General features: G+C 61.0%; 13 protein-coding genes. 9 read left to right on the forward strand and 4 right to left on the reverse strand.

Annotated elements, in window-relative coordinates; genetic code table 11:
- Positions 1-21: 21 nt before the first annotated feature.
- From IC232_RS19165 to IC232_RS19180, 4 genes are all read right to left on the reverse strand, one after another.
- Complete coding sequence (locus tag IC232_RS19165) at positions 22-1,023, reverse strand: hydroxyacid dehydrogenase (protein ID WP_190846562.1); 1,002 nt, start codon at positions 1,021-1,023, stop codon at positions 22-24.
- Positions 1,024-1,159: 136 nt separating this feature from the next.
- A complete protein-coding gene (locus IC232_RS19170; protein ID WP_190846563.1) occupies positions 1,160-2,140 on the reverse strand; it encodes a Bug family tripartite tricarboxylate transporter substrate binding protein in 981 nt (326 codons plus the stop codon).
- 77 nt (positions 2,141-2,217) lie between these two features.
- A complete protein-coding gene (locus IC232_RS19175; protein ID WP_190846564.1) occupies positions 2,218-3,135 on the reverse strand; it encodes a LysR family transcriptional regulator in 918 nt (305 codons plus the stop codon).
- Positions 3,136-3,390: 255 nt separating this feature from the next.
- Entirely contained in the window at positions 3,391-3,570 is a 180-nt protein-coding gene (locus IC232_RS19180) for a hypothetical protein (RefSeq protein ID WP_190846565.1), read from the reverse strand.
- Between the two features lie 341 nt (positions 3,571-3,911).
- Here IC232_RS19180 and IC232_RS19185 point away from each other — a divergent pair, with 341 nt between their 5' ends.
- The 9 genes from IC232_RS19185 (at position 3,912) to IC232_RS19225 (ending at position 14,748) form a co-directional block, all read left to right on the forward strand.
- Positions 3,912-5,105: an ABC transporter substrate-binding protein gene (locus tag IC232_RS19185; RefSeq protein ID WP_190846566.1), complete on the forward strand. Its 1,194-nt coding sequence runs from the start codon at positions 3,912-3,914 to the stop codon at positions 5,103-5,105.
- 20 nt (positions 5,106-5,125) lie between these two features.
- Complete coding sequence (locus tag IC232_RS19190; RefSeq protein ID WP_190846567.1) at positions 5,126-5,998, forward strand: branched-chain amino acid ABC transporter permease; 873 nt, start codon at positions 5,126-5,128, stop codon at positions 5,996-5,998.
- 39 nt (positions 5,999-6,037) lie between these two features.
- On the forward strand, positions 6,038-7,051 hold the full coding sequence (locus tag IC232_RS19195; protein ID WP_190846568.1) for a branched-chain amino acid ABC transporter permease: 1,014 nt from the start codon (positions 6,038-6,040) through the stop codon (positions 7,049-7,051).
- Positions 7,048-7,818, forward strand: coding sequence for an ABC transporter ATP-binding protein (locus tag IC232_RS19200; protein WP_190846569.1), 771 nt, complete (start codon positions 7,048-7,050; stop codon positions 7,816-7,818). The genes IC232_RS19195 and IC232_RS19200 overlap by 4 nt, the downstream gene beginning before the upstream one ends.
- Complete coding sequence (locus IC232_RS19205) at positions 7,811-8,551, forward strand: ABC transporter ATP-binding protein (protein WP_190846570.1); 741 nt, start codon at positions 7,811-7,813, stop codon at positions 8,549-8,551. The genes IC232_RS19200 and IC232_RS19205 overlap by 8 nt, the downstream gene beginning before the upstream one ends.
- A 53-nt stretch (positions 8,552-8,604) precedes the next feature.
- Positions 8,605-9,813 carry an aspartate transaminase gene (locus tag IC232_RS19210; RefSeq protein ID WP_190846571.1) on the forward strand — a complete coding sequence of 403 codons (1,209 nt, stop codon included), beginning with the start codon at positions 8,605-8,607 and terminating at the stop codon, positions 9,811-9,813.
- A 77-nt stretch (positions 9,814-9,890) separates the two neighbouring features.
- Entirely contained in the window at positions 9,891-10,829 is a 939-nt protein-coding gene (nac, locus tag IC232_RS19215) for a nitrogen assimilation transcriptional regulator NAC (protein WP_190846572.1), read from the forward strand.
- Between the two features lie 163 nt (positions 10,830-10,992).
- Entirely contained in the window at positions 10,993-13,056 is a 2,064-nt protein-coding gene (locus IC232_RS19220; RefSeq protein WP_190846573.1) for a hydantoinase/oxoprolinase family protein, read from the forward strand.
- A gap of 12 nt (positions 13,057-13,068) precedes the next feature.
- Positions 13,069-14,748: a hydantoinase B/oxoprolinase family protein gene (locus IC232_RS19225; RefSeq protein WP_190846574.1), complete on the forward strand. Its 1,680-nt coding sequence runs from the start codon at positions 13,069-13,071 to the stop codon at positions 14,746-14,748.
- The last annotated feature ends 3 nt before the right edge of the window (positions 14,749-14,751 follow it).

Raw genomic sequence — 14,751 nt, forward strand, 5'->3', positions numbered from 1 at the left:
GATCTCGATCTTCCGTGATGGTTATGCGCTGATCCGGTGGCCGGCACTGGTCCCACTTGGAGACACGTCGTTGACGGCGCCGTCGGGGCGGCCGCCCTCCAAGACGCAGCGGATGGCATCGGTGGCGATGTGCCCGACGCGCATCAGGGCTTCCTGCGTCTGGCCGCCGACGTGGGGCGTCACGATCAGGTTCGGGAACTCGGTGAGCGGGATCCGATTGTGCGGCAGGGGGTCCGTCATGTCGGCATTCTCTGCATCGAGGACGTCGAGCGCCGCTCCGCCCAACCGGTCGCTCCGGAGCGCATCGACAAGGGCGGCCTCATTGATCAATCCCCCACGCGCGGTGTTCACGAGGATGGCGTGGTCCTTCATCCGCCCGATGACGGCCGCGTCGATGATGTTGCGCGTCGAGGGCAGGAGCGGCAGGTGCAGGCTGAGGATGTCGGATTCCCGCACCAGTTCGTCGAACGGAACGAGATGCAGGTTCGGGCCCGAGTCTTGCTTGAGGGCGGGGTCGGTGACGAGCACCGTCATCCCGAAGCCTTCGGCGATCCTGGCCACGTGCCTGCCGATGTTGCCTAGGCCGAGAAGCCCGATCGTGCGACCGTTCAGCTCGATCCCGGTCAGCGCCATCCTGTCACCGGACCAGTCGCCATTCCGCGTGTGGGCCGATGCGATCGGGACCTTCCGGCACAGGGACAGGACCAACGCGAAGACATGCTCGGCCACCGCTCGGCTGTTGGCCCCGGGCGTATTGGTCACCCAGACGTTCCTGGCCGTTGCCGCCGGGATGTCGACCGTGTCCGTTCCGACGCCGTGGCGCGCGATGATCCTGAGCTTCGGGGAGTCGTCGATCATCCGGGCCGTGAAGGTGCCGGACCGGAGGAGGACCGCCTCGACCTCGCCCTTGACGTCGTTGTAGGAAACCGCGTCCGGACCGTACCCGCAGAAAACGGTCCCCAGTTTCTTCAAGCCCTCGAGAACGTCCTCGTGGATGGGACTTGAAACGAAGATCACTGGCATCGCATTCGTACCTCTGTCTGGACAAACGACCGCCGTCCAACGGCCCCGCGTCGGGCCGGCGGCGTCATAAGCGTCGGTGATGGATTCAGCCTGCCTCCACGACCATGTGGCTCCGTGAGGCAGGCTCGTTCGAGGCTTACTTGGGCAGGCTGTCCTTGGGCAGGGTGTCCGCGATGGCGCGCAGGACCTTGGCGTTCTCGCTGAGGGACTCCTTCCACTGCGAGCCTGAGGCGTAGGACAACACCGGCGCATCACCCGGCGAGGACGCGATGAACTCGGGGTCGCGCAAGCTGTCGGCAATGGCGGCCTCCAGGGCGCGCACGATGGTGTCGGGCACGCCCTTGGCCACCGCGAAGCCGCGCTCCGAGGACATCACCACAGGCACGCCCACCTCCTCCGCCGTGGGCACGCCCGGCAGCGCCGCCAAGCGGGACTTGGCCAGGATGGCGATGACCTTCAGGTCGCCCTTGGCGCCGCCGTGCAGTTCGGCGACCTCGCCGGCGCTGATCAGGCCCACATCCAGATGTCCGCCCAGCAGGTCGGTCTTCTGGTTCGCTGTGCCCCGGTAGGGAACCTCGTTGGCCTGAACCTTGGTCGCGTCGGCCATGAGCCGGAGCGCGAGGTGACCGTTCGAGCCGACGCCGTTGTGGCCGAACGTGATGGAGCCCGGCTTGGCCTTGAGGGCCTCCACGACGTCCGTGAGGTTTGAGAGCTTGCTGTCGGCGCGCACGACCACCACGGTCGGGTCGTCGACGACGCGTGCCACCAGCCGCACGTCGTCCGGGCTGTACTGGGACTTCTTCGTCATCGGCACGAACAGGAAGCTCGGCACGTTGACCACTCCGATGGTGTAGCCATCGGGTTCGGCACGGGCGATCGCGGTGGTGGAGATCTCGCCCGCGGCGCCGGGCTTGTTGAGCACGATGAACCTGGCCTTGCCGCCGAGCCGTTTCTCCATGAACGGGATCAGCTTGCGCGCCATGACATCGGTGCCGCCGCCGGCCGGGAAGCCGACGATCACCTCTACCGGCCGGTCCTCGGGCCAGGCCGCCAGGGCGGGCTGGCACAGCGCGAGGGCGAGTGTCGCGCCGAGCACGGCATGGATTGTTGGCCGCATGACCATTCTCCTTGTTGGACGTTTCCTGGGCGGCAGGTTCCGCGATCGGACGATGTCCCACAAGCGAATAATTTGCGTCAGGTCATAGTCGTTTTACGACTTAATCCCGCGGGCGCTGAGAACTGCGCCACCTCGCTCACGCATTGCAAGAGCATGGGGAGCATCGCGCGATGGTCATCCGCGCGATGGACGAAGCAATAGCGCATGGTCGGCAATGGAGGGTCGCTGGGCAGGGCGAGGAGCGCGCCGCTCTCGACCCAGGGGCGCATGAAATCCACCGGCAGGAAGCTGAGGCCCACGTCGGCCATCGTCAGGCCGATGATCGCCATCAGGCTGTTGCTGGCGACGGTGCGCTGCATATGCAGCCCCAGTCCCGCTGCCCAGACATCGAATGCCTGGGTCACGCCCGAGCCCTCGGACATCGTGATGACCGGGTGGCGCGACAGGTCCTCTGCCGTCAGCACGCTCTCGGGGTCGACACGCCCAGGGGCGGCCATCCACGTGAAGTGAACGTCGCCGATCCCGTGAGCGGCGATCTGCGGGTTCTCGGGTGGTATCGGGATGATCGCGAAGTCCAGCTCACCCCGTACGACCTGGCGCTCGAGACGTCGGCCCAGGTCGACGAGGGGTTGCAGCACCAGTTGCGGATGCTCGGTGCGCACGCGCGCGACGAAGCGCGGCAGCCAGGTCAAGGCGCCGAGTTCGCTGATGCCGAACCGGCACGTGCCCGTAAGCGTGGGCGAGCTGTTCAGCGCGTCGCGGATGCCCTCCTTGAGCTCCAGCATCCGGGCCGCGACGGGGAGGAGCCGCTGGCCGGCTTCGGTGAGCTGGGCCCGCTTGCCGGAGCGGTCGAAGAGTTCGGCCCCGACCCAGGCCTCGAGCTCGGCGATGCGCTTGGACAGGGACGACTGGGTAACGTAGGCCCGTTGCGCGGCCAGCGCGAAGCTGCCGAGCGTGGCGGCCAGGTAGAAGGCTTCGAGTTGCTTGAGGGTCATGACATCGGTTCAACCGCATGCGGGCTTCGGCGGCGGAGCTCTCGCCGAAGGGACCATGACAGGGCTACCACTATACATGCGGAAAAGCGATCCGAAGACTGCCAGCCTGTTCGCTTGGCTTCACGCAGAGGGATCGGGTTGCTTTGCAGGTCACGCCCGTAACTGCAATCGGAACGGGGGTGACATACCGATCCCAGGCCATGGTTCAACCCTCCGGGGCGCCGCTCCGCGCCGGACCAAGTGCGACTTCTCCAGCTATCGGTCCTCGAGCAGCAGGGGATCGACCGAAATGGCACTCTTAAGCGCCCGGAGCGCGAACGTCGAGCGCGAATGGCGGATGCCGATGATCCGATAGAGGCTCGCGCGCCGGAATTGCTGAGAATGCTCGGTCCCGGCCACGGCAACCTTGACGGGGCAAGCGTAGTCCTCGGTCACGAGATATCAGAGACCATTAGACTTCATGACCAGCCACGAAGCTAAGCAGGCATTGAGATCGTCTCGGATCCATAGAGCAGCGAGCTTATCGATTTTGAACATCATAACAGATCATAACCCTTGGCGAGGGTTAGTCGCCGCCTCGGGCGCTATAAATAAACGCTATGGCGGCAGAATGGAGTTGTGTTGGCGGGTCTGCCTCCCTGAACCTAATCTCATAGATTAACAGGCCAAGAGGAAGATGGCCTGGCTCAAGAAACGAACCGCAACAACGCGGCATAAAAACAGCGTGCGATGGCATAGGGCCAAGCTCGTGCGTTCCAGTAACATGGAGTGGGAACATGACCAAAGTAATCAGCCGTAGAGCAATTTGCTTCTCGACCGCAGTCCTGACTCTTGCCGCCGCGATTCCGAACTTTGCAGGAACAGCCTATGCGGCGGGAGAGACGATCAAACTCGGTCTCGTGGCACCAATGAGCGGGCCCAACGCTCGCTATGGCTCATTCTCGATGCGTGGCGCACAGCTCGCCGTGAAGGAGATCAACGACGCCGGTGGCGTCGATGGCCGAAAGATTGAGCTCGTCTCGGGCGACAGCCAAGGTACGCCTGTCGAGGGCGTTTCAGCAACCCGCCGCCTGATCGACAGCGACAAGGTCGATTTCATCATCGGTGATGTCTCCAGTTCCGTCACCCTCGCCATGCAGCCCGTTGCAGAGGACGCCGGTATTCTTCTCCTCAATGCTGCCTCGTCGAACCCCAAGATCACCTATGGGGCTGGTGTGGGCGGTTATAAGTGGACCTTCCGCAACTACCCGACGGACGAAAACCGCGCCTTGATCGTCGCAAAGTATGCCGCCGAGCAGCGCGGTTTCACTAAGTTCTCCGTTCTTTCAGTTGATAGTGACTATGGCCGCTCCGCCATCGAGTTCACGAAAAAGTATCTTCCCCAATACAAAGGCCAAATCCTGACAGAAGATTACTACAAAGAGGGTGAAGTCGATTTCCGCAGCGTTCTGGCAAAAATCCGCGATTCCGGTGCCCAGGCCATCATCCTGTACGGCTTGGCTGACACGACCCCAATCATAGCGCGGCAGATGACCGAAGTCGGGCTTGCCGGCAAGGTGCCGGTGATCGGGAATGGCGAATTCAATACTCCCTCGACGATCAAAGCCGCGCCGCGTGCTCTCGAAGGCGCAGTCGAAGCCGCGGCATGGCTGCCCGCTTGGGATGCGCCCAAGAGCAAGGCTTTCGTTGACAAGTTCACGGCAGCCAACAAGGAAGGACCCAACAACCACGCCTATGTCCATTGGGAGACGGTTCATCTCCTGGCGCAGGCTATCAAGGAAGCTGGAAGCCCAGACCGAGAGAAGGTTCGTGAGGCCCTGTCGAAGATCAAGTATGACAGCGCTGTCGGCGAAGTCACCTTCGACGATCACAACCAAGCCCGGCTGCCGATGATCCTGCTTCAGATCGAAGGCGGAAAGCCCAGCATCAAGGGCGCCTTTACGGCTGAAATCCAGTACCCTGCAAAGTAAAAACGTCGAAGGATGAGGCCATGTTCTCCACTTTAGCAGAACAGATCATCAACGGCATCGTGACAGGTTCGGTCTACGCGATCGTCGCTGTCGGCATGACGATGATCTTCGGTGTTCTACGAGCCATTAATTTCGCCCACGGCGAATATTATATGCTCGGAACGTTTGGGGCATGGTTCGCCATCGATTATCTCGAGCTGTCCTACGAAGCCTCGATTGTCGTCGGGATCCTGGCCACGATCGTCATAGCATATGTGGTCGGAAGGCTCGTGATGCAGCGCATGGTTGGTGCCCCGGCGGAAGCCGGGGTGCTCGCCACCCTCGGCATCGCGCTCATCCTTCAAAACACCGTTATCCTCGTCTTTGGTGGCGGGTACAAGTTCTTCTCGGGCGGATACATCGAACCGGTTTCAGTCTTAGGTTTCACCCTGGCGCAGCAACGCATGCTGATCCTCGTTGTCTGCCTGCTCGTTTTCATCGGCCTTGAACTGATGGTGACGTACAGCCGTATGGGAAAGTCCATGCGGGCTGTTTCGCAGAATATCGAATGCTGCGAAGTCGTCGGAATCGATGTTCCGCAAGTGGTTCTGCGGACCTTTATTCTCGGTGCTGCACTCGCAGCGCTGTCTGGAGTGCTGACCGCGCCTGTCAACGTCAACGTTTATGGTGGCATGGGTGAGCTCATCACCTTTAAGACCCTCCCGATCATCATCATGGGCGGTCTCGGGAATGTCCGGGGCACATTCTTTGCGGCAATGCTCCTGGGCATCGCTGAAAGCCTGGTTGCGACTTATATCGGCCTACAGTTCCGCGACACGGTCGGCTTCGTGACCCTGATCTTGACGCTGATGTGGCGACCCTACGGCCTGTTCTCCACGGAAGCACGCTTTTGACGGCATAGCCGAACTTCTCTCGAACTCTGAGGACTCCCTATGTCTCTCACCCAAACATCGCGCGAGACGCCTCTCGCTGAACCGTCACTCGAAGTCCGACGCCGCGATTTGCGGCTCCCTCTGGGGATCCTCGTCGCCATCGTGGCGCTATCCGCTCCATTTCTTATTGGCTCCTATGCGCTTCACGCCATCATCATTGCATTGATCTTCCTCCTTCCGGCGCATGGGCTCAATCTTCTGGTTGGCTATACAGGCCTCTTGTCGCTCGCCCAAGCTGCGTTCTTCGGTATCGGAGCTTATACCGCCGGTCTTCTGGCGGTTCATTACGGGACGCCTTTCTACGTCAACCTCGTCGCTGCCGGCCTGATGGCGGGCCTAATCGCTCTTCCTCTCGGGATCCCGGCCCTGAGGCTTCGGGCGACCTCGTTTGTCATGTGTACGCTCGGGTTTGTCATCATTGGTCAGGCAATCGCCAAGAACTGGATCAGCGTGACACGCGGTGATATGGGCCTCTCCAGTATCCCAAAACCCTTTTTCGCGCTGGGGCCGGCGTCGTTTACGGTATCTGGTACAACAGGGTTCTATTATCTCACCCTGGCTGTGGCCGTTCTCGCAACCCTTGCCGTCTGGGCAATCGTCCGTTCTCCGGCCGGGCGCAACATGATCGCAATCCGTGAGAATGAGACGCTGGCGGAGTCCGTCGGCGTACCGACCTGGCGCTACAAGCTGATCGTCTTCATGCTCAGCGCGGTCTTTGCTGGCGTCGGCGGCAGCATCTACGCCCATTATCTCACGGTGGTCAGCCCGCTCACCTTCCAGATGTACTATTCGACCACCATGCTGATCATTGTGCTCGGCGGAGGGGCCGGAACGATCTCTGGCGTGGTGTTCGGTAGTCTCCTCTTCGTCGGCCTGTCAGAAGCGCTTCGTGTTGCCCCAGAGTTGCGAATGATCGCCTACGGGTTCTGCCTTTTGATCCTGGTCTTCTGGTTCAAGAAGGGCTTCGCTCCGCTTCTCAACCGCTTCTGGTCCTTTGTCGGAGGTGTCAAATGAGCACTCTGCCGATCCTCGAGATCTCGAATCTCACGAAGTCGTACGGCGCAGTGAAAGCTGTCAATGATGTGAGCATGCACATCGATCGCGGCGAGATCTGCGGGCTCATCGGACCGAACGGCTCCGGAAAATCGACCTTCTTTGATTGTAGCACCGGTCTCGGCAGGCCCGACTCGGGTAAGGTTACTCTGGACGGACAGGATATTACGGGCTGGTCCCTCAACCGCATCGCCCGCGAGGGTAGGATGCTGCGGTCGTTTCAGAAGACGGTCGTGTTCAAGGCCCTCGACGTGGAGGAAAATCTGATCATCGCCGGTCAGATGTTCACATTTCCGAGCCTGTTCTCGACCTTCAGCCTCGGACGAATGTCGCGCCAGCGCGTCACCGCTTTGCGGGAGCGAGCCCGCGAGCTCATCAGGATGGCTGGGCTGTGGGATGTGCGCCACATGCCCGCTGGAAACCTCTCAGGGGGGCAGCAGAAGCTGATCCAGTTCGCCTCCATGCTGATGCCGGAGCCCAAAATCATTCTTCTTGATGAGCCCATGGCGGGCATCAACCCCAAAATCATCGAACGTGTCGTCGAGACGATCAAGTATGCTAACAAGTCGCTCGGCGTGAGCTTCCTCGTGATCGAGCACAACATCGACGTCGTCACCAGTATCTGTGAACGGGTCGTTGTCCTCGATCAGGGTCGCAAGCTCGCCGAAGGCACGCCTCAGACCATTGTTCAGAACCAGCAGGTGAGGGAGGCCTATCTCGGTGGCTGATTCAAACCTTTCCATCAAGAACCTGCGGGCCGGCTATGGCTCACTCGACATCCTGAACGGCGTCGATCTCGACATCCCGCAGGGCCAGTTCGTGGCACTCATGGGTCCTAACGGCGCCGGGAAATCCACCCTCCTCAAGACGCTGTATGGTATGACCACGATCAAAGAGGGTAGCATCGACTGGCAGGGCAAGAACATTGCCGGATACAAATCCCGGGCGATCCTGGGCGAGGGCATTTCCTTCGTGCCGCAGGGCCGGTGCAATTTTCCGGTCATGACCGTCGAGGAAAACCTCCAGATGGCGGCCTACACCCTGCGTGATAGCCAGGTCAAAACCGACCGCGATTATGTCTACGATCTCTTCCCGATCCTGAAAACGCGCCGCACCACGCTCGCCGGCAACATGTCTGGTGGTGAGCAGCAGCTCCTGGAAGTGGCGATGGCCGTACTTCAAAGGCCGAAGGTCCTTCTGGTCGACGAACCGTCCGTCGGCCTGTCGCCTGCCGCAATTGGCATCGTCTTCAATGAACTCCTCCGGTTGCATGCGTCGGGTCTGACGATCCTGCTCGTTGAGCAGAACACCAAGAAGGCCATGGAAGTCGCGGAGCGGGCCGTCATCCTGCGCCTTGGCAAGGTGATTTGGGACGGTCAGCCAAAGAACATCACCCATGACGAACTCGGCGAGCTCTTCCTGACCGGAAAAATGCGCGGAGAAACCGAAGCTGTCCATTGAGTTCTGTTGCACGCCTTAGTGCCGCAAACCATAGCAAGATAGAGAATACTTCCGTGAGCAACTTCGTGCCTGCCTCTCGCGTGTCGCGCATCAAAGTCTCGCCCAGCACGGCGGCGTCAGCCCGTGCAAGGGAGCTAAAGGCCGCCGGGCGTGACATCGTCGATCTGACAGTAGGCGAGCCGGATTTCGATACGCCCGAGAACATCAAGGCGGCGGCCCATGCCGCGATTGATCGTGGCGAAACAAAGTATACGCCAGTCAACGGAACTCCGGCACTGCGTAAAGCCATTATCAGCGACTACCAACGCAGGCTCGGTCTTTCCTATCGAGACAGCGAAATCTGTGTTGGCGGCGGCGCCAAGCAGATCCTCTTCCTGGCTCTTATGGCAAGCGTCGAGAACGATGCCGAAGTCATCATTCCGGCTCCCTACTGGGTGTCTTACCCCGACATGGTGATCGCCAATGAAGGCAAGCCGATTATTGTGGAGTGCCCGCAAGATAAGGGATTTAAGCTCACGCCGGAGGCCCTGGAGGCCGCCATCACGCCGAAGACCCAGTGGCTTATCCTGAACACACCCTCAAACCCGACCGGCGCGGCCTACACCCGTGCCGAACTCGAAGCCTTGGGTAAGGTCCTGCTGCGTCATCCTCACGTTTTCGTACTGTCGGACGACATCTACGACCAAGTCTGGTTCGAGGATGAACCGACAACAACCTTGGTTGCGGCGATCCCCGCGCTGAAGGACCGCGTGCTGCTCACGAACGGCGTATCGAAATCCTACGCCATGACGGGGTGGCGGATCGGCTACGCGGCCGGACCCGAGCCGCTCATCGCGGCGATCAACAAGCTTCAGTCCCAGATGTCCTCTTGTCCATCCTCGGTGAGTCAGGCGGCCGCCGCGTACGCACTCACAGCGGAGCAGACGTTTGTGACTAACAGCGTGAAGGTCTACAAGGATCGCCGCGATTATGCCTGCGCCCGCCTTAATGCGATCCCCGGCCTCTCCTGCTTGGCGCCAGCCGGTGCCTTCTACCTGTTCCCGAACTGCGCGGGCGTGATCGGGCGGAGGACGCCTGAAGGCAAAGTCATCGAGAGTGATCTCGATTTCGTGCTCTACCTGCTGGACGGAGTGGGCGTTGCCGCGCTGCAGGGCGCTGCTTACGGCCTCTCCCCATACTTCCGGTTGTCGATTGCGACGTCGATGGACATGATCAAGGCGGGCTGCGACCGGATCGAGGCAGCCGTCGCGGCGCTCGAATAGCTATCCCGCCCTGGCGGGGAGGGGATTGCTTCCTTCCCGCCCAATGCCCTAGTTTCGGCAAGAAAGAGGCCGGAACGATGAGCGTCGACTTCAGAAAGCTGAAAAGCTTCGTCAAGATCGTTGACACGGGCAGCATGTCGCGCGCCGCCAGCATCCTGCGCACGGCACAACCTGCACTCTCTCAGCAGATTGCAGCACTCGAAGCCCACTTCAACCACAAGCTTCTGATCCGCAGCAACGTCGGAATTGCTCCGACCGAGGCAGGGCTCATTCTCTACCGTCACGCCCAGTTGATGCTCAAGCAGATCGAGCAGGCCCAAGTCGATATCAACCAGTCGGCGACGTCTGTTGCTGGGCGCGTTTCCATCGGGCTTGCGACCTATTCGAGCTCGAGCGCCCTTTCACTGCCGCTGCTGAAGGAGATGAAAGCCCGGCATCCGCGGATCGTCGTCCACATCAATGATAGCTTTGGGCATATCCTGAGCGAGTTGATCATGACCGGCAAAATGGATATGGCGCTCATCTATGCGGCGGACCCAATGAAAGGGGTGACCCTTCAGCCGCTCTTCCGTGAGGAGATGTTTCTCGTCTCGCCTCCCGGCCTGGTCCTTCGAGGCGAGGCTGGCGTGCCTCTGCCCCTTGCGGACCTGAGTGGCGTGCCGCTCCTGCTCCCAAGCAAGAGTCATCTGCTTCGTCGCCTCATTGACGAGGCCCTGTCACGGGCGCGGGTCACGCCTGAGGTCATCTCCGAAATCGAGTCCATTCCGGCGCTCAGCGCTGCGGTGCTCGACGGCTTGGGTTCGACCATTCTCCCGGCCTCGGTGGTGACCGAAACGGCAAGTTTCGCCGGTGCCCAGGTCAGACCGCTCGTGCGTCCCGTCATTGAAGCCACCGTGTCCCTGTGCACGTCCGATCACCTTCCGCTCTCCGAGCCTGCCTTAGCCGCGCGATCGGTTCTGCTCGCCACGGTCGAAAAACTGATGCGTGATCACCACCAAGGCATACGGCCAGCCTAAGCGTCACCTTATGCGGAGGCCATAAAGAAAGGCTATAGCGGCAGACCGTAGTTGTGTTGGCGACGGCAATATCCTTCGCCTAACCTCATCAGCGACATGAAAAATTGGCTTGGCCAGATTCACTGCGATGACGCCAAGCGTCGCCTGCTCGCTCGAGGAAAACATGGCAAAACTGGCTTTCGACACCGGAGGAACCTTCACGGATTTCGCCCTCTTGGACGACAACGGCGATCTTCATCTCCACAAAGTCCTGAGCACACCGAAGAACCCGGCAGAGGCCGTGGTGCAGGGCGTCACGGAACTGCTCGAGCAGTTCGGGCAATCGATCTCTCTCGAAAACCTCCAGGTTCTGGGTGCGACCACGGTCGTCACGAACGCGGTTCTGGAACGTAAGGGCGTTGAGACCGGCTTCATCACGACAGACGGTTTCCGCGACATGCTGCGGATCCGGAACGAGGGCCGCTACGATCTCTATGACTTGAACATCAAGTACCCCGATCCGCTTGTCAGTCGGGCGAACAGCTTTGGCGTGGGCGAACGCATCGCCGCCAGCGGTGACGTCATCACGGAACTGAAGGAGGAGACGGTCCGTGAGATTGCCGGCAAGCTCAAGGATAAGGGGATCCGTTCGGTCGCCGTCTGCCTGCTGCACGCCTATAAGTATCCGCAGCACGAGCAACGCGTCGCGGCTCTTCTGCGTGAAGAGGACCCGGACATCTTTGTGTCGCTGTCTTCGGAAGTCTGCCCGGAGGTCCGCGAGTTCGACCGCGCCTCGACCACTGTGGTCAATGCCTATACCCGGCCGCAGATGTCTGGTCATGTGGCTCATCTCCAGCGCGAGTTCTCCAAAAAGGGCATTGATCGCCAGGTTCTTTGGATGACGTCCTCGGGCGGACTGGTGCCGAGCCGCCGCGCCGCCGAGCTGCCGGTGCGCCTGATCGAGTCTGGGCCGGCCGCAGGAGCCGTCGCCGCCGCCGAATTCGGCCGGATCGCGGGCGAGGGAAGCGTGCTGTCCTTCGACATGGGCGGGACAACCGCCAAGCTTTGCCTAATCCCGCATGGCGAGCCCACGATCGGCACCGAATTGGAGGTGGCTCACTACCAGCGCTTCCGCAAAGGGTCGGGCTTCCCGTTGAAGATTCAATCCATTCAGATGATCGAGATTGGTGCTGGCGGCGGCTCCATCGCGGCCAAGAACCCGCTCGGCCTGCTCGATGTCGGCCCACGGTCGGCCGGTGCTCTGCCCGGCCCAGCCGCCTATCAGCGCGGCGGCACGGAACCGACCGTGACGGATGCCGACATCCTGCTCGGCTATATGGGTGTCGAGTCGTTCGTTGGTGGCTCGTTCAAGGTCTCGAAAGACGCAGCTCGAACCGCCATCGAACAGCTTGCCAACGATCTCGGCGTCAGCGTCGAACGCTGCGCCTGGGGAATCCACGACCTCGTCAACGAATCCATGAGCAAGGCTGCCGCCATGCACGCAACGGATCTCGGCGTCGACCCGCGCTCCCTGCCCATGGTGGCATTCGGCGGCGCTGGCCCGGTCCATGCCTACGGCATCGCCCGCAAGCTCGGCATCAAGCGGATCATCTGCCCAACGGGCGCCGGGGTGACATCAGCCATTGGCCTGCTCATTGCGCCGGTCGCAGTCGATCTGTCGGCCAGTCATCCGATGGCAATCGACGGCTGGGACATGGATGTCATGAACCAGGTTCTCGACGATCTCGCGGTTCAAGGCTCCGAGGTGGTAAGTGCTGGTGGCGTCTCCAGGGACACGATCACCAACCGCTACACGGTCGACATGCGCCATATAGGCCAGGGTTATGAAATCATCGTCCAACTGCCGGATCGCAGCCTGCCAAAGGCTGAGTTCCTGAAGCAACTGCTAGATAACTTCTACAAGCTCTATCGCGAGCTGTTCGGACGCACCGTTGCCGCCCCGGTCGAAGTGATCACCTGGCGACTGCGAGCCAGTGGCGAGAAGGACCAGGTGACCCGCCCGCATCACACCGACGTCGCCGAGGCCCTCAAGGGACACCGTGAAGTCTTTTTCCATGAGCTCGGCGCCAATGTGGCAACGCCGGTCTACGATCACTACCGCTTGCCGGTGGACGAGCCGATCCAGGGGCCGGCCATCGTCGAGCAACGCGAGTCGACCGCCGTGGTCGGGCCGAGCGGCACGGCGCACGTCGACACCAACGGCAACTTGGTCATCAACATCCTGTAAGGGGGCATTACCATGTCGAAGACAACGCCGGATTTCAACGACCCGATTAACCTACAGGTCATGTGGAACCGCCTGATCTTCATCGCCGATCAGGCTGACAACGCCCTCGGCAGGACGGCCTTCTCACCGATCGTGCGTGAGAACCACGATTACGTGACGGTGTTGATGGACAGCCGCGGGCGTGCACTCGCACAATGCACGTGGTCAATCCCGGTCTTCATCAGCTCGCTTCCGGCTGCCGCGCAGCAGTACTTCCTGCAGAAGTTTCCGGCTGACACGCTCGAAGAGGGCGACGTTCTCGCTACCAACGATCCGGAGATCGGCACCGGGCACCTTCCCGACGTGACGATGATCACGCCGATCTTCAAGAACGGCAAGGTTGTGGCCTATGCGGGATCGATTGCGCATCTTCCCGATATCGGTGGCCGCCCGCTCCATTCGGAGGCGAGCGACATCTTCGAGGAGGGCATTCGCTTCCCCATCCTCAAGCTCCACAAAGCCGGGGTTCCGAACCAGGACGTCCTCGATATCATTGCCGCCTCCGTTCGCATGCCGACCGAGGTTCTCGGCGATCTCGAATCCATGGTCGCCGCGAACGGCGTCATGGCCCGGGAACTCGTGAAGTTCCTCGACGAATATGGCTTAGATGAGGTGGATGGTCTCGCCGACGCCATCCAGTCCCGCTCGGAGGCGCAGTTCCGCAAGGCTATCCGTGCTTGGCCGAACGGCACTTTTGGCGCTGAGGTCCTGCTTGACGGCTATGGTGCCGACGTGAAGCTGAAGGTCGCGGTCATCGTCAAGGATGATTCCATTCACGTCGACTATGCCGGCACTTCGGACCAGATAGCAGACTCATCCATCAACTGCCGCACGAACTACCGCTACGCGCACTCAGTCTACGCGTTGAAATGCCTTTTGGACCCTGACACGCCGAACAACGAAGGCTGTATCACGCCTATCACCGACGAGGCGCCGAAAGGATCCATTCTCAACCCAGAGTCATGGGCGGCCGGAAACTCGCGTAATGTCATTGGCCATGTCATCCCATCGCTCATCTTCAAGGCGCTTGAGGGAGTCGTGCCGGATAAGGTGATCGGCGACAGTGGCGGTGCGCCGATCTGGGCCACGAACTGCGTGGGTCAACACGATGATGGCACCCAGTACTCAGCCGTCCAGAATTATCACGGCGGCCAGGGGGGCCGGGCGGAGTTCGACGGCCTTGATACGCTGAGCTTCCCCTCAAACTGCAAGGTCACAGCTATCGAAATGTTCGAGATGGCCGTTCCGGTACTCATCGAGCGCAAGGAACTGATGGCAGACTCTGGAGGTGCCGGTAAGCATCGAGGCGGTCTTGGCCAACGAGCAGTCCTACGCAACCTCGGCAAGTCACCAATGCGCATCTACCTCGCAACCGAACGCGTCCGCCACCCGTGCTTCGGCGTGGTTGGTGGTGAGTCCGGCACACCTGGTAAAGTCCTGAAGAATGGTGAGGTACACTCTCCAAAAGGCAAGGCTGTTCTTGAGACAGGTGACCGCCTTCAGGTCGAAACGCCCGGTGGTGGCGGCTGGGGCCAGGCGCATGAGCGCTCCGCTGACCTGATTGTACAGGATCTTGTCGACGGCCTGATCACTCCCGAGGCAGCCAAGAAACATTATGGCTATACTGGGCCAGCCGCCATGGCTGCCGAGTAGGAG

It is taken from the genome of Microvirga sp. (assembly GCF_014699075.1).
In the GTDB taxonomy this organism is placed as follows: Bacteria; Pseudomonadota; Alphaproteobacteria; order Rhizobiales; family Beijerinckiaceae; genus Microvirga.